The following is a 20,496-nucleotide window of genomic DNA, read 5'->3' on the forward strand; positions in this document are numbered from 1 at the left end:
GCCAATCTCACCGCAACGGGCGATCAGCTGCACAACCCCGACCAGCTCCGCCGATCGCCCGTTGCTCAACCCGCGCCATACGGCGTACAACCCGCCGAGGCTCTAATTGCCGCTGGATGAAAATTCGGTGGCAGGTCACTTTCATGGATCTCGTGACCTGAGACCCTGAAGCTCCTCCAGTTTTTGGTAGAGTCCGTCCCGATCAAGGAGACGGGCGGATGAAGCGTTCACGGTTCACGGAAGAACAAGTCATCGCGATTTTGAAGGAGCAGGAGGCGGGAATGAAGGTCGCCGATGTCTGCCGCAAGCATGGGATCTCAGAAGCGACCTTCTACAAATACAAGGCCAAGTAAGGCGGGATGGACGTCTCTGACGCCAAGCGGCTGAAGGCTCTGGAAGATGAGAACGCCAAGCTGAAGAAGTTGCTCGCCGACCAGATGCTCGAAGCCTCGGCATTGCGCGAGCTTTTGTCAAAAAAATGGTAGGGCCGCCGCCAAGCGCGAAGCCGTCGCGCATCTGCAGGCCGTCATGGGCCTATCGGAGCGTCGGGCCTGTTCCTTCCGTCTGTGCCGATCGCAAGATGATCCGCTACCAGTCTCGCCGACCTCGAGAGACGGAGCTGCGTGACCTCGCGAACGAGCGCCGATGCTTCTGCTGCCGGTGGCTGTTCATCCTGCTCAGGCGCTAGGGCGAGGCATCTGGGGGTCTCGCGAGGAAGGTCTGACGGCGCGTGCCTGGCTTGCCGCGCTGGGCGATGTTCCGTCAGCTCGCGCCGATCCTGGTCGAGGCAAAGCCGAATGCGCGCTGGTCGCTGGATTTCGTCCATGACCAGTTCGCCGCGGCCGGCGGTTCCGTGTGCTCAACATCGTCGACGACGTCGCCGGGACGAGGGCTTGGCAAGGTCGTGTGTAGTTGTGAATGCTTCCGCAAACCACGCTTCCTAGATTGACCTGTCAGTTCTGGATCTGATGGCACGGTGTGCGGCCTTCGCGCTGACCACGGACAGAAGCATGATCCTGATGATGAGATATCGTTCAGAGGGGACTTGACGATCGAAGGCCCATTACACAAGCATTACAGTTGCGGCCTTCATCGGTCGGGCACTCTATCTGCCGAAAGCCTGGACTGATCCGAACCGTATGGCCAGGGCCCACGTGCCGGACAGCGTCGCCTTTGCGACCAAGCAAGCTGGCCTGGGCATTTCGGTCGTCGCAAGGAAGGCGGATACCAGCCGCCAGACGATGATGAGGTGAGCAAACAATTTCCAAACGTGACTCAGCTCGTTCCGATGGGCGTATCGCTGCTCTCTATGGAGCGATATCTTCCATGCACTTGCCGGTGCGGATGGACCACCGGCCCAGCTTCTCATCGATTCCTCGGCCGTGCGGGCGCATCGTTGCGCGGCCGGGGGGTAAAGGGGGGAGCACAATCAGGCCATCGGCCAATCACGCGGCGGACGCACCACGAAGATCCATGCCCTGACCGACGGCCTGTGGCGGCCCGTCGCCTTTATGCTCACCGGCGGCCAGGTCGCGGACTGCAAGGCGGGCGAGGTGCTTCTCGGACAGATGCCAGAAACCGGTCCCGTCAATGCCGACAAGGGCTACGATAGCAACGCCATCCGCCGCCAGATCAGTGAACGGGGAGCCTTCGCCAACATCCCGCCCAAGGCCAATCGCATCTGGAAAAATTGCTTCTCACCTTTCCTCGACCGGAACGCAATCGAGCGCATGTTCTGCCGCCTCACGGATTTCCGCCGGATCGCAACGAGATACTTTGACCTTGCCCCTCTGATCTAATCCGGTTTGAAGTTCGTTCTGGCCCATCGAGAGGACCAGGACATGAAACGTAGCCGCTTCTCTGAAGAGCAGATCATCGGAATTTTGAAGGAACATGAGGCCGGGGTATCGGTTGCCGATCTGTGCCGCAAGCACGGGGTCAGCGACGCCTCGATTTACAACTGGAAGGCCCGCTTCGGCGGGATGGATGTCTGCGAGGCTCGGCGACTGAAGGCTCTGGAGGACGAGAACACGCGGCTGAAGCGGCTTCTGGCCGACGCCATGCTCGACAATGCCGCGTTGAAGGATCTTGTGGGAAAGAAATGGTGACGCCCGCGGCCAAGCGGAAAGCTGTCGCTCGCCTGAAGGAAGGCTTCGGGATGAGCGAACGGCGGGCGTGTAAAGCCATCGGCTGTTGCCGCATGACGGTTCGCTACGAGACCAGCAGGCCGGACGACCGCGAGCTTCGCGAGCGGATGAAGGCGATCGCGCAGGAGCGTCGCCGGTTCGGCTACCGGCGTCTTCTCGTGATGCTGAGGCGGGAGGGCCTGGTCGTGAACCACAAGAGGCTGTTCCGGCTCTATCGGGAGGAGAAGCTCGCCGTTCGCCGCCGTGGCGGCCGCAAACGGGCGATCGGGACCAGGGCGCCGATGGTGGTGCCGCTGAGGCCCGACGAGCGCTGGTCGCTCGACTTCGTATCGGATCAGCTCACAGACGGGCGCCGCTTCCGCATCCTGGCCGTCGTCGACGACTGCACGAGAGAGTGCCTGGCACTCATCGTTGATACGTCTCTCTCGGGCATGCGGGTTGCCCGCGAATTGGACCGGCTCATCACCGAGCGCGGCCGGCCGAGAATGATCGTCAGCGACAATGGCAGCGAGTTCACCTCGAACGCCATCCTCTCCTGGGCGGATCAGAACCGCGTCGAATTACATTGCGCCCGGCAAGCCGATGCAGACGGATGTTGTAGAATAGCCCGTTCTTCTCATTCGGCGGCTTTTTCCACAGCCTTCTGCCTTTCCGGCCTCGTTCGCCATCGGGAAGTCGCTGCTGCATAGGCAGCTTCCGCCTTCTCGACGCGGGATCGTTCTTCGGCGCGCTTGGCCGGGATGTTGTAGTCGAAGGCGGTGCCGCGTCTGGCATGGCTGGTCGGAAGGCCGGCGCGCAGCTCGACCGATCTGAACTTGCGGGCGAGCAAGGCCGGCCGGGCCCAGATGTAGCCGGTATCCTTGCTCAGCATGTGCCAGATGATCATTGCAAGCTTGCGTGCAGTGGCGACGGCCGCATGTGCTTCCCGCGGCGCGAGGCGATCCGCTTGTGGAAGGCGCGAAGAGGTCCTGGCGATCGCACAGCCGCCCATGCCGCCTCGACCAGCATCCTCCGCGCATGGCCGCGGCCCTGCTTCGTGATGCGCCCGTGATAGGCTGGCCCCTCACCGGACTGCCGCACGCTGGGATTCAGGCCAAGATAGGCAACGAGCTTCTGTGGATCGCTGAAGCGCCGTATGTCGCCGATTGCCGCGGCAACGCTCGCAGCCACGGTGACGTCGAGGCCGGGCAACGTCATCAGGCGGCGGATTGTCGGATCCTGAAGGGCATGTACGGCGATATCCGCCTCGACCACCGTCAACGCCTCGTTGATCTGGTTAATCAAGCCGAGGTGGCGCTCGATGGCGGCGCGCTCATCCGCAGGCAATATTTGCCTCGTCAGCCATTTGCGCCCGCTGATCCCGACGAGGTTCCCATGCGGACACGGCGGGATCAGGTGGGCGTGGAGGATTGACTGGATCAGGTTCTTCAGCCGCGAACGCTGGCGAACCAGCTGTGTCCGCCTGGTGACCTGTCTTCGGAGGGCAAGGGTCCCCGGATCCGGAACCCAGACCTCCGGCAGAAAGCCCGAGGCGTAGAGCTTCGCAAGGACAGTGGCGTCGATCGTGTCAGTCTTCACCTTCGCGTGCGCGATCATGTGCACCTGCTTGGGATTGGCGATCACGATCCGATCGACGTAGGGCGACAGCACTTCAGCGACGGCAGCAGCATTGCCCGTGGCCTCGATCACCACATGATCATCGTGGGTGAGTTCCTTCCTGGCGAACCCCTCGAGCTTGTTGCGCAGCATTTGAACGCGGCCGAGCTTGACGACCTTGCCATCAAGCAACGACACGACCTCGGCGGCTACGCGGTGTATGTCCATGCCGATAATACGCACGGTTCCCTCCATCGTTGGTCACGAACAGGGAGCGAGCGGGCAACACGACAAATACGGATCCGCGCTCGCAGCGCATCCGGGCGAGTCGTAGGGGCGGCCAGATAATGTGCTCGAACTCGCAGTTCATCTGCATACGACGGCCTGCCCGCACTTGCGTGCTCCCGGTGCCCCGTGGCCCGGATGCGCCAAGCTTAACGAACCTGACGTACCGAACAAACGATGGCACCAAGAACATCATGCCGGATAATGGCTTCATCGAGAGCTTCAACGGCCGACTGCGCGATGAACTGCTCAACGAGACGCTGTTTACTTCGCTGGCTCAGGCACGCGTCGCCATCGCCCTGTGGCGCGCCGACTACAACACCGCCCGGCCGCATTCCCAAATCGCCTGGCAGACACCGGCCGAGTTCGCCACCACCTTCAATCTGCGACGGTCGCTCGCGCTGCGCGATGCCAAAGGCTCCGCGCCAGCGCCCGCCGCTTCACCCGCCCAGCAGGGCACAACCCACGCCGGAAACGAACTCAAAACTGGATAGAAACTGGGGGCAACGTCACGGCCATTCTGGTTACTTGGTCTCGATAACTAATTTGGCGCTGGAATAATGATGGACCTTCTTCTGGAACATCGGAGAGCGTAGCTGAATTCAAACCCAACACGCTCCTTAGAATGGCTTGTGAATAGCCAGGTTCAGCTAAACTAAGTCTAGCGTTCGTAAGAGGTCAGTTTGTCATTTCGCCCGACAAATTTGAAACGCGCAACGCTGTGCCGGCCGTCGACACTGACGGGCACCTCGCCCTCAATGGTCGCGCGACGAACGACGCGGCGCTGGTCGCCGTAATCCTTGGTCGCACAATGCATCGTGGCTCGGTTGTCCCAGATAGCAACATCACCCTGCCTCCACTTCCAGCGCACGGTGTTTTCCTGGGCGGTGATATGAGACTCAAATAGATCGAGTAGCCTCTGGCCGTTATGTTTTGGGACGCCAACGAAACCTGCTACATACGAGCCGAGCACCAGGGTACGCTCGCCGGTCTCGGGGTGGACGCGTACGACAGGGTGCTCGGTCTCGATCCTCGGTCCGATAAGGGCTGTAGCAGAAGGCCTCTTATAGGCTCCGGGAAAGCTGTGAACAGCCCAGAGGTCGTCGGCTAGCCGTTGCAGCGGCAGAGGCAAATCGAGATATGCGGCCGCAGTGTTTGACCACATCGTGTCGCCGCCGATAGGTGGGATCAAAACGCCTCGCAGTACTGCAATCTTCGGGTACGCATCCATGCAGGACCAATCGATATGCCAAACGTCAGCCTGAATATCTCTGACTGCGGAATCCATATCGAAGATGGGCGTCGTTCCCTCGGGGTATATCGAAAGCTTCCCGAAGCGAAGAGCAAAGCGCTCCTGCTCGGCGTCGTCGAGATGACTTTGGTCACGGAAGAAGATGACCTTATGCTCAAGTACCAGACGATTTATCGCAGCGATTGTCTGATCCGGTAGATCAGCCGACAACCTGATGTTCGCAATTTCAGCACCAATGCGCGGTGTGCATTTTGCAACATCGGTATGTGGAATGACACTGTCGTTTAAATGCATTTTATTCATCGTGATCTTCTCCATGTTAAATAAAAATGCTGCTTTCTTCTGTCCGCTAGTGGATATTGGTACTATGACTCCCATATGCATCTCACCTCCCATTTCTAGTAGGTTGATCGTACCCGAGTGCGATCGGAGCGACGGTCTAGAGCGCCGGACGTTCAGATTGATGTGTTTCGGCGTGCTATTTTGGTCTGACGCACTCTCGACGAAGTTCGGGATCATACGGCACCGATTAGCCTGGCTTGTAGGAGGTCGAGCTTTCCGCGTCCATACATCTGCCATTCACAAGCTTGAGCTTGGTGATCTGTCCCTCTGTTTGACCGTTGGACATGGTTCGGTGATCGCGGCGCGGACGGCGGCATGGTCGCGAATGATGCCCTTGACGAAGGACGCGATGAGGCTTTTGCCGGCGTCGGCGATCAACGGCTCGAGATCATCGGCAAGCTTCTTGCGGATCATGGAATGGAAAACCGGCGATCAGGTTGCGTGCTTGCACCAGCAGGGGCACCCCCGCCTCGATGGCGGCGATCATGACCGTGTCGGCTTTGCTCAGATGATAACGGGCCGTCGTCATCAGCCGGTCCGATATCCATTGCCCATCCAGGAACGGCAACCATGCCTCGAGCGAACTCTCTTGGACCCGGAAAAATATAGGTTCGCTGGCCACGGATCACTCGCGTATGAATTTGCGACTGTGACCGGTGCGGCGCACGATCTCCTTGATGGGGATGCCTTCGCCGGCAACTTTCATGATTGCCGCGTTTGTCTTTCCGCCGCAGATAGCTTCGAATTGCAGCTTCTACACGTAGGTGAGCAAGTCGGGATCGATCGTCGTAGCGCCGATCGCAGTTCGGATTATCCGCACGACTTGCGAACGGCGTCGAGGAAAGCCGCGCTCGCATTCTCCAAGAGATGCCAGCGGTCGGCGACCTGAGCCGCATTCGGTAATGCCTTGGCGGTGGCTTCGCCGTAACCGCCGCGGTCGCGCGAGACGGTTTCGATCTCAGGGTGATCGGCAAGCCAAGCCTCGACGGTGGCAAGCTCACGGTCCGGCAACAACGTCCCAATCCGCCGTCGCTCCAGATCGCAGACGATCGTGCCGTAGCGATGGTTACGGCGATAGGCCCAGGCGTCGATGCCGACAATCTTGAAAGGTCTGTTCGTAAACAGGCCCGTCGCCGCACCACCCGCAGCAATGTGTCATTGCTGACCGGAACCATCAGCCGCTTTGCGAAACTAGCCGTTGGCCGGCCGCCGAGCGCCAGTAAGATGATGAACGATACACTCCAATCGCGAGGTCCGGCGCGATCGATCGGTGACAACACTGTCGTCAAAGCGCTCGGCGAAGATTCTTCGACGGCACAATGTTGCATCGCAGACGAAGCGCCGCGCGACAAGGCGGAGCTCTACCTTCGCTCCACTACAGGGAAGATCGGACACGCGTCGAACATAGCGGCTGTGGACCCGGCTCGACACTCTGCGGCAAAGAGGGCAAGGCCGCGCCAGCGTCCCTGACCGCGCGGTAATGACGATCACTCCTTCGTTCTCAGCGATGGCCTCGACAACCAATCCCGCCGGGATCAAGGACCACAAACGCAAATTTCTCACTATGGTGCTGATTCCCGTCAGAAAACAGCACCACGCCGCCATGCAAAATCGTCAAATGTGAGTCAGACCCAACATTGGACGCCAGATCTGGAGTGGGCCTCTCGGGCCGGACAGAGTCAGGCCGCTGATTTGACCGTTTGCCGGGTGTGTCGATCCTCGAAATGCAATGGACTGAGATAGCCGAGTGCTGAGTGAAGCCGTCGGCGGTTGTAGACCTCCTCGAGGAAATGCGGAAGGTGTTCGATGACATCGGCGAACGTCTCGAAGGCATCGGATAGACGGCCTCGACTTTGAGCGTCTTCATGAAGCTTTCCGCCTGCGTTGTCGTAGGGACTGCCGCGCCGGCCCATGAACCGACCAGGCCGTGGGCGGCAAGGTGATCGGGATAGGCTGTCGCGGCATATTGGGCGGATTCAAGCGGTCGTCGCAACACTCTGAAGTTGGAGGTTGCGATGAGCATTCGAAAGCGGCGATCGGCACGGTCGGGACGAGCGCCATTACCTTCACCAGGGCGGCCGCCTGTGGCGGGGCGCGATGGACAGATTGGATACTGGAGGGCGATCGCCGCGGGGCTGAGCAGCGAAGATGCTGCGCTCGAAGCCGGAGTGTCGCAGCCTGTAGGAACCAGATGGTTCCGAAAGGCGGGCGGTATGCCACCAGCGATGTTCAGATCTTCGGCGAAGCCGCTCTCCGGGCGGTACCTGTCCTTGGTGGAGCGCGAGGAGATCGCACTTCTCAGGGTGCAGGGCCATTCCATGCAGGATATTGGGCGCCGGCTCGGTCGGTCCGCCTCGACAATCTCCCGTGAACTGCGGCGCAACGCGGCCACCCGCAGCGGCGGGTTGGAATATCGCGCGACGACTGCCCAGTGGCATGCGGATGGATCGGCCCGTCGTCCCAAGCCGACCAAGCTTGCGTTCAACGCAAGCTTGCGCACTTATGTGGAGGAGAGACTTGCTGGCGTTGTCGTGTCCCCGAGCGGCGCTCCCGTTCATGGTCCCACCGTTCCGTGGAAGGGCCGCCGACATGGCCCGCGAAAGGATCGGCGATGGGCCAGGGCCTGGAGTCCGGAGCAGATTGCCCGACGCTTGCCGATCGACTTCCCGGACGACAAGACGATGCGCATCAGCCACGAAGCCCTCTATCAGGCCCTCTTCGTTCAGGGCCGCGGAGTGCTGCGCCGGGAGCTGACGGCCTGCTTGCGAACAGGACGTGTATTACGGGTCCCCAGGGCGCGCGTACGTAGGCGAGGCAAGGGCTTTGTCTCACCGGAGATCATGATCAGTCAGCGTCCCGCCGAAGCGGCCGATCGCGCGGTGCCGGGTCACTGGGAGGGAGACCTCATCCTTGGTCTTGGCAGCTCGGCTATCGGCACGCTGGTCGAGCGCACGACGCGCTTCACGATGCTACTGCATCTTCCCCGGCTCGCAGGGCATGGCGAAGCTCCGCGCATGAAGAACGGGCCTGCGCTCGCGGGACATGGAGCTGAGGCCGTGCGTGACGCGATTACGCGCACCATCATCACCTTGCCCGAAGAGCTACGCCGTTCGCTGACCTGGGATCAGGGAGCCGAAATGGCCCAGCACGATCGTCTCACGATCGATGCGGGTGTCCAGGTCTACTTCTGCGATCCGCAAAGCCCCTGGCAGCGCGGCACCAACGAGAACACCAATGGGCTGCTGCGTCAGTACTTCCCGAAAGGCACCGACCTGAGCATCCATAGCGCCGACGAGATCGCCGCCGTGGCAGCGGCCCTCAATGCCCGGCCGAGAAAGACCCTGGGTTGGAAAACACCGGCAGAGGCGCTTGACGAGTTGCTGCCATGAGTGAACACAATCGGTGTTGCGACGACCGCTTGAATCCGCCTTGTGACCCGCGATCAGAATGATGCACGCAGCCGGGTGGCGGTTTGCGTCCTTCGACTGCGGCGGTCAAAGCCGCCAGCGTCAGCCGTGCGTCGATCGAGCGGCTGATGGCGTATCCGCACCCGCCGCGACCAGGCATCCAGGACAACGGCAACATAGGCAAAGCCGCCAACGACGGTGACGTATGTGATGTCCGCTACCCAGAGCTGATCGGGTCCATCGGAGATGATGTCCCGGGCGAGATTCGGGAAGATCGGCTGGTGGTCACCGTGAATCGACGGCGCATTCTCGGCTGAAGGTCATGCTCGCGCATCAGGCGGCGGATCTTTTGTGATTGACGATCATGCCTTTGTGCCGAAGAGCGGCACGGACACGACGCCAGCCATAGGCTTGAACTCGTCGCAGATGCCTGCGATCGCTTCGACGATTGCGGTGTCGTCTGCCGCGCTGCGCGGCTGGTCATAGAAGGTCGTGCGCGAGAGTCCCATCAGCCGGCATCCTTCGGCGACGGAGAGACCATAGGACAGTGGTCGCGGATGTAGGCTCGTTTCTCTGCCGCGGTCGTGCATGCAGAGCCCCTTTAAAAACTCCAGTTCCAGAGCCTGCTTGCCGACTAGCCGTTCGAGCGCGGCAATGCGCGCCTCATAAGCTTGGAGGAGATCGGCCGCTGCGACATCCTCATCGAGAGCGCCCGCCTGAAACTTCTCGACCCATATCCGGATCAGATTGCGTGAGATGTCGTGGCGCTTCGACAGGGCATGCAGGGTCTCGCCGCCGAAATACTCCTGCGAAACCTGCCGCTTGAACTCGATGCTGTGGGTTCGGTGCTTTGCCGTGGGCCTTCATCCTCTGAAAGCCCGGCTGCCCGGTCAATTACCGAAAGGCATCCTGTCCGGCCCGAGGGCCCACTCCAATCAGGGGTCAAAGTTCGGCGCCGATGACACTCGGGTCGCCGAAGCCACTGGCGTCGATGCAAACGACCTTCAGTTGGAGCGATCGCACCCGCCAGTGCTGCTGCGCGGCAAAGGGCGCACAGACCGCGTCATCCCCATTGGATCTGACGAGAGCACTGACGGCTCTCATGGACGAACAGGGAATCGCTTGCCATGAGCCGCAGCTGATATTTGTCGGCGCCCGCAACGAGCGCCTGAAGCGCTTCGGAGCAACCCATACGTGCGGCGTGCGGCCGCCCAGGCCGTGACCATCAGCCCGGCCTTGGCCGACAAGCCCATATCGTCGCCACATCTTCCGGCACTCCCTGGCCATGAGCTCCTCCAGTCCGGTGTGGACCTTTTGACGATCCAAGCCTGGCTCGGGCACGCACAGGTCGCCACGACACATCGCTATGCCACTGCGGATGTCGAGATGCATAAAGGACTCGATAAGGCCGGCGTCGCGGGCGATCTCGACGTACGGTTCCGACCAAACGATGCCGTTCTGCAGCTGCTGAACTGCATCTGATTATTATGTGGCGGAGGATTCCAAAGTTGGCAGGCCTAGCGGGCGTGTGCCCAGCTCCGCCACATAATCTCGCCCGTCACATAAGAACGGATCGGCGCCCATCGTGTCGCGCACCCATGCGCCAGCCCCTCTGCACGTTTGCGGGCCACAATGACCAGGATCTCGCGTCGTTCAGCGGCGCCGCTAACAGCCGCGCCACTCGCCACGGCGTGCTCCGCCGGTTTTACGAGCATATCGCCGTCTATGACGTCCGAACCGAGACCTTGGAGCGCAGAGCTTTCCCCAGATGAGCGATTCCGCCTTCTTAGAAGCAGTTGGCTATCGCCCCGCCACCTAACGGGGCGATGACGCACTGGAGAGGTTTAGTCGCCTTTCGGCAGAGACCTCGTCGAAATAGACACCGCATTTTTTGAATCTCCGCTACTTTACCTGATTGGCACCCTCGACAGTTCCCAGCCTCGATCGCGTGGACGGCATGGTCGATGCAGTGTTTACATCGGCGCATTTGGCTTCGAGATGAATTGAAGGCCTTTCTTCTTTGATACGCCGAGGAGCCTAGGCACCGCAAATGCCGCCCGTGTTGCCGCTACGGCCCAGAGTCCAGCCCGGCCCGATGTCGCGACATTGAGCCTAGCCGGATCGCCCAGCCGGAAGACTCAAACGCCGATGTTGCGTGCGATGCTGTCGGCAGCCATGCGCTTACGCCACTCAAGGGGCCCGGAATTGTGAATGGAGTTTCCCTCAACATCGACAGCCATGATGACCGGCATGTCCTGCACCTCGAATTCATAGATGGCTTCCAATGCCCAGGTCTTTAAAGGCAACGATCCGCGCCGCCTTGATGGGCTTGGAAATCAGGTACGCAGCGCCACCACTGCCAATTCCGGCGAAGCCGCCCCTTTGTTCCGATATGATTGCGCCCCCGGATTCCGAGATGATCTCGCCCCCTGGGGCTAGGGCTCTGCTGGCGTTGATTGTTGTCATTTTGTATGCGTCAGGTGTCAAGCTTTTTGCGGCTGTTTTCGCCGCAGGCTTTCGCCCGTCAGATCGATGCCATGAGCGTTGTGAACGAGGCGATCCAGGATGGCGTCGGCATAAGTCGGATCCCCAAGCAACGCAGGATACCCCTGTTGTTGATCGGTTGGTGTCTCATGTCACGGTAGTTGACCGTCGACATGCGCTCTGTGGACAGCGCTTTGAGGTGGCATCACTTCGGTCGGGGCGCGGACCTACCTTTATTGTCATCCGCCTTCCGGATGGACGATCGCGCAATATCCGCCGGTCAGTGACGGACTTGTCGCCTGCCAGCGATGATGATCGTGAACATCGTAGCGCAGCGAGAAGGTTAATATCCGTTCGGACTTTGCTTCCTTTAGTGTATTATGCGCGAATCACCTTTAGTAACTCAATGGCGAGTTGCGATGGTTGCTCATGCTGTGGCGCATCGGATTGCGGTGTCTCTACCGGAGACCAGTGTTCCACTGGTAAGGATCAAGCCAGATACGCCCAGCCTTTGGAACAATCTCCCACCGGTATCTCAGCACCAAGTCGCGCAGATGCTCGCGACTCTGATCCGCCGGATGCCGCCGAACGCGCCAGCGGCGAGGGAGCGGTTTGATGTTGGCTATTCCGAGCAGTCCTGACGAGCGGCTCACGGCCGTCCGACGTTCAAAGTTCGCTTACGTGTATGTGCGCCAATCCTCAATAAACCAGGTGCGCCACCACCAGGAAAGCACCGAACTTCAGTACAGTTTGGTGGACCGCGCCGTCAGATTGGGCTGGCCGCCGGATCGTGTCGTCGTCATCGACGAGGATCTTGGAAAATCAGGAAACGGCCAAGTCGAGCGCGGCGGCTTCCAACGGCTCATCGCCGAGATCGGGCTCGGCAACGCGGGTCTGGTGGTCAGCCTCGATGCATCTCGATTGGCGCGCAACAACCGGGACTGGCATCAACTCCTCGAGTTGTGCTCATTGTTCGGCGTTGTCATCGCCGATGGTGAACGTCTATACGACCCCTGCGCTTATCACGACCGGCTGCTGTTAGGGCTCTCGGGGATCATGAGCGAAGCGGAGTTGCACCAGATCCGCATCCGCCTGCATCAAGGGGAGCGGCAGAAGGCTGCGCGAGGCGAGCTTCGCATACCGCTGCCAGGTGGCTTGACCTACAACCGCTCCGGCCAGATCGTGTTCAACCCTGATGAAGAGGTTCAGGCTCGGCTGCGTCTGATCTTCGACAAATTTAGAGAGCTTCAGACCGCGCGACGCGTTATGCGTTACCTGCGCACGCATGACCTGCGCGTACCGGTGCGGCCGCTTCGCGGGCCGTCGCCCCACGAGTTGGTGTGGCGAGACGCCACCATCGCCCATGTCCATCATATTTTGCACAACCCGGCCTATGCCGGCGCATATGTCTACGGCCGGCGCCGAATAAATGCGGTCCGCCAAGGTCCAGGTTCGCACCGCGCAACCTCGAAGGTGGCCATTGACGACTGGGAGATTTGCATCAGAGACGCACACCCTGGTTATATTAACTGGGAGGAGTTCATGGCCAATCAGAGACGCCTCGCCGACAACACCAATCGATACGAGGCCGGCCACCGCGGCGCGGCGCGCAAGGGCATTGCTTTGCTGCAGGGCTTGGCGGTCTGCGGCCAATGCGGACGGCGCATGACCGTGCGCTACAGCGGCCCCGACAGTGCATGCCCCGTTTACTGCTGCCTGGCGGACCGCAACCAGACCGGCAGCTCTCTCTGTCAGGAGGTTCGGGCGCCCGCAGTCGATGAGTTGGTCGCCCAAACCCTCCTGAAGGCGTTGGAACCTGACCAAATCGCCATCGCCATCGCTGCGCTCGACGAGATTGCGGAGGAAACACGAAGCCTCGAGAAACAATGGGCGCTACGGCGGGAACGCTCGCGCTATGACGCCCAGCGGGCTCGGCGACAATACGACGCCGTGGAACCGGAAAATCGTCTCGTGGCCAGAACCCTGGAAAAGGCATGGGAAGACAAGCTGCGGGTGGTCGATGAGATCGAGCAGGAATATCGCCGGTGGAGCGACCGAGAACCCTTGGTCTTACAGGCGGCGGATCACGCAGCGCTTCAGGAACTCGCCGAGAATTTGCCGGCCATCTGGCACTCGGAAACCACCCAGCCAGAAGACCGCAAACGTATCCTGCGCTTCATCATGCAGGAGGTGGTTCTCGACCAGAAAAAGATACGCGGCCAGGTCGTCATCAGGATTCTCTGGCAGACCGGCGCAACCAGTGAACATCAAATCCAACGCCGAGTTCAATCTTACGATCGAGACTATGGCGAACTCGAGCTTGTGCGTGAGCGGATCACGCAACTCAATGCTGCGGGCGATATGGACAGGCAAATCGCCAAAATATTGAATGACGAGGGCGTCCGCTCGGCGCGAGGCAAGCTGTTCAGCTATGAAAACATTTGGCTCTTACGCCACCGTTGGGGAATCCCCACAGCCAAGATCAACGGCGTCGCAGCCAATCCGCCGCGCTGGCCTGATGGAACCTACTCTGTACAGGGCGCAGCCGCCGCAATCGGCGTGACGGCTCAAACCATCTTCGACTACCTCGCCCAGGGCCTTGTCCACGGTCGGCAAAGCACGAAAGGCCAGCCTTGGCAGATCAGCCTTTCCAGCGACCAGATCGATCAACTTCAACGCCGACTGCAACGGACCAGGCGATCAAGGAAAGGTGCATCATGAAGCATTCGCGTTTCCGATGACGTCATGCCATGCTGACACGGGCAGTTGGCTGGTGATGGTTGGTGGAGCGGCGGCCGTAGCGATCCGCGAGGATTTCGAAGAGATCGTGCCGGGTCTGATCGTCGAGTGGTTCAAGGCCCGAATCATCAAGGATCATCAATTGGACGCGGGCGAGCGTGCGTTGCAGGCGTGCGTAGCGACCATCGCCTCTTGCGAGCGCCAGGTTGGCGAACAGGCGTGGGACACGCTGATAGTACGGACCGGTCGTCCCGGCAGGCCTTATGCCCGAGCGCGCAGGCCAATCAACTCTTGCCGACCCCTGATGGGCCGCAGATGGCCAGATTGTCGTGGGCATCGATCCAGTCGCCCGCGATGAGCTTGAGGAACAAGGCTCGATCGAGGCCGCGATCGCCACGATAGTTCACATCCCATGGGCGGCCTGATGGCGCAGCTTGGCAAAGCGCAGGCGGGCGCCGAGTTTGCGATCGTAGCGGCAGCTCCATTCCCGGTCGAGCAACAGCGTCAGCCATTCGCGCATGCGATAGCTGTTCGGCCTCGGCATTGGCGGCCAGTTCATTGAACGCCTTGGCCATTCCGGTCAGGCCCATGGCGTTGAGCCGGTCGAGGGTGGGATGTGCAAGCATGTCATTCTCCTTCAGTGGTAATAGCGGGAACCGCGGATATTGGGGTGGTCATGGGCTCGCGAGCCGTCGCCTGGCGCGACGATGCCCGGTCGAGGTGATTGTCGAGGATTGAGCGGACTGAGCCATAGGTCCGGGCGTTGATCTCCAGCGCCCGGCCGCAGGCGGCGTTGACGCGCTCGCGGCCGAAGCCCTTGACGAGCCGGATGACGCCAAGACAGGCGCGGAAGCCTTGTTCGGGATGCGGCCGATCCGCCAGTATCTTCTGGCACAGCAAGGCCGCATCGGGGCCGATCGCGGAAGCTTCCCGGGGTGATCCTCTCGATCGTCCAGTCGGCAAAACGGCGGTGCGATGAAGTCATGTGATCCGACACGGTCGTGTGCCGTCCATTGCCGCTGGAGCGCAGATGGGCGGCGATCCTCTCGCCCTTGCGGAACAGCTCGATGATGGTCGCCGTGATGCGCGCCTCGACCTGCTCCCGCGCAAAGCGGTATGGCACCGAGTAATAGTGCCGGTCGATCTCGACATGGTAGTCGAGGCCGGCGCGCCCGAATGTGCCATTCAGCAAGACCTAACGTTCAGCCGGCAGCGGCTTGAGTGCGGGCCGGTCGATCTCGTCGAACAGTTGTCGCGGCGTGCAGCCGACACGGCGTAGCACGCGGCGATCGTTCAGATCGGCAAGCAACTCGCCGATCGCCGCGTTGACCTCGGCCAGGCTGTAAAAGACACGATGGCGCAGGCGGCCGAGAAGCCAGCGCTCGAACAATCCGCACCGCCGCCTCGACCTTGGCTTTGTCGCGTGGCCGCCGGGCCGGGTCGGCAGCACCGAACTGCCATAATGCTCGGCCATGCCGGCATAGGTGCGGTTTACCTGCGGGTCGTAGCGGCAGGCCTTGATGATGTGTCGGCCGAATTGAGAAACTGACCCCCCCTATTGCCTCACCGAGGAATGTTACCGAACGCGATAGGGCCGACGTGGGCCCTTTCTCCATCCGTCGCGGCGGAGGGAGATAGCGGCCAGCTCTTCATCCAACCGCCATCGAGGATGATCAGCCCAGCCATTTCCATGCGCCAGACCTTCACAAGCCGTTGCACCATTCTCAGGTTATTTTCCTTGAAGCGCGAGGGGTCGATCTTTGTCAGGCGTTGCAACACACTTGCTGCCGAGAGCGCCGGCTCTTCCTCGAGCCATCCCTTGATCTGCGCCTCGAACGGCTCGTACATGCTGGGTCTCTTCGGATAGGGTTTGGTCCGCCGATACGGCCGCCGATGCGTTGGTCGGGTCTCGCCACTCTTCCAGGCCGTCTTCAGATTCGCGGCGAAGCGCTGGAGATCGATAACGGCCGGCTCCTCAATCTTCGTATTCAGGCCACGACGATCGACCCGCCGCCCAAGCTCCTCCTGCGCGGCGCGGATGCCAGCAAACAGCAGCACGGGATCGGCGGTTTCCATCATCGCCTGGAGCCGCTGCTTGTCGGCCTCGGCCACACCCGGATGTGCAAGGACACGGGCCGCAGGCGGAACTGGCGGATGATAGCGCTTGATCACACGAGCGCCGATCCGCATCTTCTCCTGAAGCTTGAATGACGGTTGGAACAGATTGCCGTAAAGCCGCACGACAGCATAAAGTTTACCAAGCGCGGCCGTCGCCTCCGCGCCGACAAACCGACCATACCCCACCAGGCGACGCACGATGGCGCCATTCTTCTGCTCCACATGCGCCTGGTCATTCTTTCGATAGGCGCGCGAGCACGTCACTTCCAGTTCCTCACTGCGGCACCAGGAGACGACGAACTCGTTCATGAAGGCGCTGTCGTTGTCGAAATCTACGCCGAGCAGGGGGAAGGGAAAGAACGAGCGGGCCTGCTTGATCGCCACAATCACATTGCCGCTGTCGCGCGTGCGGACCGGAACGCATTCAGTCCACCCCGTGGCAATATCGGTCAACACCATCGTCTGCACAAAGCTGCCGGACGAAGATGTGCCGGAATGCGCCACGAAATCGACCTCGACGTAACCGGGCGGCGGATCATTCCAGTCCCCGAAGGTGCGCACCGGCACCGATCGGCGAACCGCCGAACTCATTCCTGCTCGCCGGCGCTGGCCGCCGCGAGCCACAACACGTACCTCCGCCAAAAGCCGATCTATCGTCGCCGGGCTCATTGTCAGCAGCTTGCCGCGGAGCGCGGCATCGAGCTCCAGCCGGCCATGCCGTTCAAGCGCTGGCAGCAAGACAGGTATCAACGGCCGCAGCCGTTTGGAACACAGCCGCTCCGATGCCTCCCACAACACCACGAGCGCTTCGCGAACATCGCCGCCATAGCGAAGGCTGTGCCTCTTGTTGCCAGGTATCTTCGACGCGCGTTGACGGAGCACTCGGATCGCATGCTTGCGATGATAACCGGTCACCGCGACGAACTCATCGAGGATGAGGCGCTTATCGCTTCGGCTCCCCGATCGATACCGCTCGACAATTGCTTCCACCAATTCCGACCGTGTCGCCATGCTGATCCGCCTTGCCATCCATCCTCCGAATCGGGATGACAACACCTGACCATCCCATTCGGAACAGCGACACTATTGGTAACATTTTGCTTGAGGCAATGCGGGGTCAAATCCTCACTTCGCTTGACATGATGGCGACCTTGGCATTGTCGGGAACCAACAGAGCCGGCGCGCCGCCGAACGCTTCCAGTGCATTGACATGACACCCCTGCCAGTCCGGAAGTGTCTCACTCTAGCGCGCTTCCGCATAGGATAGGCACTCGAAGCGCCCAACACGGCCACGAACAGATGCGCCTGGCGCGTCTTGCCCCTCAGCCGGTCGACGATCACCGTCACCGTATCGCCGGCACAATCGACGAAGAGCTTTTCGCCGGCGGCATGGTTCTGCCGCATCGTTACTGGCAGGTTGGATGCCCAACCTCTGTAAAGATCACAAAAGCGGCTATAGCGGTAACCATCGGGGTGGCGAGCGATGTATTCGTCCCACAGGATCTGCAACGTCACATGCTTGCGCTCGCGATGCACGCAAGCCCCAGTCCGGCTCCACGCTGCGACGGTGCCCTGTCTTCGTCCCGTTTGCCTTATAGAGCGCAGCCTCCAGAACCGCATCGGTGATCTCATCGCCAAGCGGCCAAACCAGCCCGGCAGCCTCCGCCCGGCGAAGCGTTTCGCGCACAGTCGAGGGCGCAGCCCCGGCGCTGTACGAGATCACCTTGTGGCCAAGGCCCTCTTCAAATCGATATCTCAAAATCTCGCGGACACGACGCATCGCCAATCTCTCCGCAGGCATTTCATTCCTTCTCCTGGACAACCCAAAAGAAGGAACATTTCACCAGCAGAGCACCACGCCCATATACCCCTCCAAGGGGGCGGCATCATTTCGGAATCAGGGGGCGGTTATTCTCGGAACAAAGGGGCGAGATCATTTCGGAACCGGGGGCGACATCCCTCCGAATTTGCACCACCCACTGCGATGAGATAGGGCGTTCTGTGTCTGACAATCGACTCGATGGCCACTGGAGCCCTCTCCGCTTTGCCGACCATCGCGTATAGCCCGGTTTCGGCGAGGATCTTGTCAGTAAAACCGTGCATGCGGCTGGAGGTTGTCGGGCCAGCCGGTCCGACGACCTCATCCCTCACCCCGCGGACGTGCCCGACGTAGTAGATGACGCGTCCCCGCAGATCGACCGCAAGCGGCTTGCCGGCATCGATCAGATCGACCATTCGCTGGTGGGCGGCGTCACGGCCCGTCAGCATCTTCCGGATAGAAGAAGAGTCTCCCCGCAGCGCCACGATGCTGTCTCTCCCCTCGTCAGTCCATCCAAGTTGACTCGGCGCACGCCGGTTGTTCGCAAGTCCTTGGGACCGATCTGGGGCATTGGGAAAGGTCGGGCGGTTGGAGTTGTACTGGTTCTTTACCGTCCAATGTGAACGTTACGTGACGATTGGCGGCGCATTGGGGGATCAGTGCCACGGGCTTGGACGCCACGTGGGTTGGATAGGTTGCAACCTTGACATCAACGACTGTCGTAAGACCACCGAGGCCCCGGGCGCCGATGCCCAGCGCGTTAATGCGTTCATAAAGCTCAACCCACAGTGCCTCCTCCGCACTTGACGGCCCCTTCGCGATCAGTTCCGACATGTCGATGGGGTCGTTCATGGCCTCCTTGGCCAGCAGCATCGTCCTTTCAGCGCTGCCACCGATGCCGACTGAGATCAGCCCGGGCGGGCACCATCCGCTGCTCAGGATCGAAACAGTCTCGACCACCCAGTCGGCAGCGGACGCGCTGGGGTTAAGGGTAGTGAAACGCCCCTTGTTCTCCGACCCGCCCCCTTTTTGCGGCAATGGTGATCTCAACTGGTTGCCGGGCACGAGGTCGACGTGGACCGCCGGCGTGTTGTCGCGGGTGGTTGACCCGCCCGGCGAGCGGATCGGCATCGATCGATGCCCGAAGGGGGTTGTCCGGGTCGAGATATGCCCGACGGACGCCCTCATTCACGAGGTCAGCGAAACTGGCCGTTGACTGGATGCGGACGGACATACCAACCTTTGCGAAGACCACGACAAGCCCGGTATCCTGGCAGATCGGCCGGCGTCCAAATGCCGCCATCCGCGAGTTCAAAAGGATCTGACCGATGGCGTTCTTCGCCGCCGGGCTCTGTTCGCGCGCGTACGCCTGCGACAGATAACGGATATAGTCGGACGGATGGTAGTATGAGATGTACTGAAGGGCGTCAGCGACGCTCCTTGTGATATCCTTGCCAGCAATGGTCCGTGTTTTTTTACGGACGAAAATCTCATCCGAATGACGCGAACCCGTTGACCAGTTTCAGGCTTTGGAAGCTCCGCAATCCCTGCTCCCCCTCATATCCATAGCCGCTTTGTTTGACGCCACCATATGGTGCATCCCGGCAAACCCCTTTCAGGTAATTTACACTGATCGCGCCCGCCGAAAGACCGACGATCAGCGCCCGTTTGGTATCGGCAGCGCCGGTCAAGAAGTAGGCAGCCAGGCCATACTCAGTGGCGTTGGATTCTTCGATCGCCTCCTCGATCGTGTCGAACGGCGCTACCGTCAGGATCGGCCCGAACGGCTCGTCATGAAGTACTTTCGCATCCTTTGGCACCCCTGTCAGGATGGTCGGTGGCCAGGTGCTCCGCTTGACTGTAGTGCGAGACCAGCCGATATCCGGACCATGGGCTCGCTTCTCTGCAGTTTCATCGCGTTGGTTACGCCCGGTCAAATATGAATATCGATCAAAACCATCTCCCTCGAGTACAGATGATACGGCTCAGGCAGGCGCGGAGGAGCGGTAGCATCTGGAGCTTGGCTTGAAGGGTGCCTAAGCCCAGTTGGGCGTTGGCGATCGCCAAGCGCTCCACCAGCAAGGCACGGATCGCGCTTGCCCGCCGCCCGGCCATCATCATGCATGCGATGCTCAGGCAGGCACCATGTTCAAGCCCGCATAGCGGAATCGAGGACGAACGATACAGGAGGCCGACACGAGCTCCCGAGCGAGCAACGCCCGAGGGAGAGAGTGGATGACGGCGCCGATTGTGTAGCATGCGGCAAACCAAGCCGCTCCATACCCAGCTTACCCCATCAAGTGCCCA

Annotated in this window: 8 protein-coding genes and 14 pseudogenes; 8 read left to right on the forward strand and 14 right to left on the reverse strand. The window is 60.8% G+C overall.

The window, feature by feature from the left end:
- Nucleotides 1-218: 218 nt before the first annotated feature.
- The 3 pseudogenes from NKI17_RS33425 to NKI17_RS33440 form a co-directional block, all read left to right on the forward strand.
- A pseudogene (locus tag NKI17_RS33425) lies at nt 219-879 on the forward strand (transposase); the annotation flags it as partial.
- Between the two features lie 407 nt (nt 880-1,286).
- A pseudogene (locus NKI17_RS33435) lies at nt 1,287-1,799 on the forward strand (IS5 family transposase); the annotation flags it as partial.
- A gap of 42 nt (nt 1,800-1,841) precedes the next feature.
- Nucleotides 1,842-2,750 (forward strand): annotated as a pseudogene (locus NKI17_RS33440) (IS3 family transposase); the annotation flags it as partial.
- A 13-nt stretch (nt 2,751-2,763) separates the two neighbouring features.
- Here the strand turns inward: NKI17_RS33440 and NKI17_RS33445 are convergent.
- Nucleotides 2,764-3,986 (reverse strand): annotated as a pseudogene (locus NKI17_RS33445) (IS110 family RNA-guided transposase).
- A gap of 245 nt (nt 3,987-4,231) precedes the next feature.
- On the opposite strand from NKI17_RS33445, the pseudogene NKI17_RS33450 reads away from it, so the two are divergent.
- Nucleotides 4,232-4,522 (forward strand): annotated as a pseudogene (locus NKI17_RS33450) (integrase core domain-containing protein); the annotation flags it as partial.
- 167 nt (nt 4,523-4,689) lie between these two features.
- Here NKI17_RS33450 and NKI17_RS33455 read toward each other — a convergent pair.
- On the reverse strand, nt 4,690-5,583 hold the full coding sequence (locus NKI17_RS33455) for a TauD/TfdA dioxygenase family protein (RefSeq protein WP_352907514.1): 894 nt from the start codon (nt 5,581-5,583) through the stop codon (nt 4,690-4,692).
- Between the two features lie 212 nt (nt 5,584-5,795).
- A pseudogene (locus tag NKI17_RS33460) lies at nt 5,796-7,188 on the reverse strand (ISL3 family transposase).
- 449 nt (nt 7,189-7,637) lie between these two features.
- Between NKI17_RS33460 and NKI17_RS33465 the strand changes: the two are divergent.
- Nucleotides 7,638-9,011, forward strand: coding sequence for an IS30 family transposase (locus NKI17_RS33465; RefSeq protein ID WP_352907494.1), 1,374 nt, complete (start codon nt 7,638-7,640; stop codon nt 9,009-9,011).
- A gap of 380 nt (nt 9,012-9,391) precedes the next feature.
- On the opposite strand, the gene NKI17_RS33470 is transcribed toward NKI17_RS33465, so the two are convergent.
- Together NKI17_RS33470 and NKI17_RS33475 are read right to left on the reverse strand one after the other, a co-directional pair.
- Nucleotides 9,392-9,538, reverse strand: a complete 147-nt coding sequence (locus NKI17_RS33470) for a hypothetical protein (protein ID WP_352907496.1) — start codon at nt 9,536-9,538, stop codon at nt 9,392-9,394.
- Nucleotides 9,539-9,721: 183 nt separating this feature from the next.
- Nucleotides 9,722-9,862: pseudogene (locus tag NKI17_RS33475) on the reverse strand (transposase); the annotation flags it as partial.
- Nucleotides 9,863-10,223: 361 nt separating this feature from the next.
- Here NKI17_RS33475 and NKI17_RS33480 point away from each other — a divergent pair.
- Nucleotides 10,224-10,511 (forward strand): site-specific integrase, encoded by a 288-nt coding sequence (locus tag NKI17_RS33480; protein WP_352907497.1) that lies wholly within the window; start codon nt 10,224-10,226, stop codon nt 10,509-10,511.
- Nucleotides 10,512-11,167: 656 nt separating this feature from the next.
- Here the strand turns inward: NKI17_RS33480 and NKI17_RS33485 are convergent.
- Both NKI17_RS33485 and NKI17_RS33490 read right to left on the reverse strand, forming a co-directional pair.
- Nucleotides 11,168-11,393: pseudogene (locus NKI17_RS33485) on the reverse strand (fumarate hydratase C-terminal domain-containing protein); the annotation flags it as partial.
- Between the two features lie 119 nt (nt 11,394-11,512).
- Nucleotides 11,513-11,626: pseudogene (locus NKI17_RS33490) on the reverse strand (ATP-binding protein); the annotation flags it as partial.
- Between the two features lie 502 nt (nt 11,627-12,128).
- On the opposite strand from NKI17_RS33490, the gene NKI17_RS33495 reads away from it, so the two are divergent.
- Complete coding sequence (locus tag NKI17_RS33495; RefSeq protein ID WP_352907499.1) at nt 12,129-14,234, forward strand: recombinase family protein; 2,106 nt, start codon at nt 12,129-12,131, stop codon at nt 14,232-14,234.
- A gap of 22 nt (nt 14,235-14,256) precedes the next feature.
- On the opposite strand, the gene NKI17_RS33500 is transcribed toward NKI17_RS33495, so the two are convergent.
- From NKI17_RS33500 to NKI17_RS33530, 7 genes and pseudogenes are all read right to left on the reverse strand, one after another.
- A complete protein-coding gene (locus NKI17_RS33500) occupies nt 14,257-14,589 on the reverse strand; it encodes an ATP-binding protein (protein ID WP_352907500.1) in 333 nt (110 codons plus the stop codon).
- Nucleotides 14,537-14,878 carry an ATP-binding protein gene (locus NKI17_RS33505; protein WP_352907501.1) on the reverse strand — a complete coding sequence of 114 codons (342 nt, stop codon included), beginning with the start codon at nt 14,876-14,878 and terminating at the stop codon, nt 14,537-14,539. Before NKI17_RS33505 ends, NKI17_RS33500 begins: the two co-directional genes overlap by 53 nt.
- Nucleotides 14,879-14,889: 11 nt before the next feature.
- Nucleotides 14,890-15,777: pseudogene (locus NKI17_RS33510) on the reverse strand (Mu transposase domain-containing protein); the annotation flags it as partial.
- Between the two features lie 38 nt (nt 15,778-15,815).
- On the reverse strand, nt 15,816-17,399 hold the full coding sequence (locus NKI17_RS33515; protein WP_352907502.1) for an integrase catalytic domain-containing protein: 1,584 nt from the start codon (nt 17,397-17,399) through the stop codon (nt 15,816-15,818).
- Nucleotides 17,400-17,502: 103 nt separating this feature from the next.
- Nucleotides 17,503-18,150: pseudogene (locus NKI17_RS33520) on the reverse strand (IS21 family transposase); the annotation flags it as partial.
- 188 nt (nt 18,151-18,338) lie between these two features.
- Nucleotides 18,339-19,678: pseudogene (locus tag NKI17_RS33525) on the reverse strand (fumarate hydratase); the annotation flags it as partial.
- Between the two features lies 1 nt (nt 19,679).
- Nucleotides 19,680-20,036: pseudogene (locus NKI17_RS33530) on the reverse strand (aldehyde dehydrogenase family protein); the annotation flags it as partial.
- A 197-nt stretch (nt 20,037-20,233) separates the two neighbouring features.
- Here NKI17_RS33530 and NKI17_RS37200 point away from each other — a divergent pair.
- Nucleotides 20,234-20,352 (forward strand): annotated as a pseudogene (locus NKI17_RS37200) (IS110 family transposase); the annotation flags it as partial.
- Between the last annotated feature and the right edge of the window lie 144 nt (nt 20,353-20,496).

This window comes from Mesorhizobium sp. M0816, assembly GCF_040320005.1.
GTDB lineage: Bacteria > Pseudomonadota > Alphaproteobacteria > Rhizobiales > Rhizobiaceae > Mesorhizobium.

Bases quoted from the DNA above. Each gene is read 5' to 3' on its own strand.
- NKI17_RS33465 (WP_352907494.1), top strand. From the start codon at position 7,638: ATGAGCATTCGAAAGCGGCGATCGGCACGGTCGGGACGAGCGCCATTA.
- NKI17_RS33470 (WP_352907496.1), bottom strand. From the start codon at position 9,538: ATGGGACTCTCGCGCACGACCTTCTATGACCAGCCGCGCAGCGCGGCA.
- NKI17_RS33505 (WP_352907501.1), bottom strand. From the start codon at position 14,878: ATGCTTGCACATCCCACCCTCGACCGGCTCAACGCCATGGGCCTGACC.
- NKI17_RS33515 (WP_352907502.1), bottom strand. From the start codon at position 17,399: ATGGCAAGGCGGATCAGCATGGCGACACGGTCGGAATTGGTGGAAGCA.
- NKI17_RS33495 (WP_352907499.1), top strand. From the start codon at position 12,129: ATGTTGGCTATTCCGAGCAGTCCTGACGAGCGGCTCACGGCCGTCCGA.
- NKI17_RS33455 (WP_352907514.1), bottom strand. From the start codon at position 5,583: ATGAATAAAATGCATTTAAACGACAGTGTCATTCCACATACCGATGTT.
- NKI17_RS33500 (WP_352907500.1), bottom strand. From the start codon at position 14,589: ATGCCCACGACAATCTGGCCATCTGCGGCCCATCAGGGGTCGGCAAGA.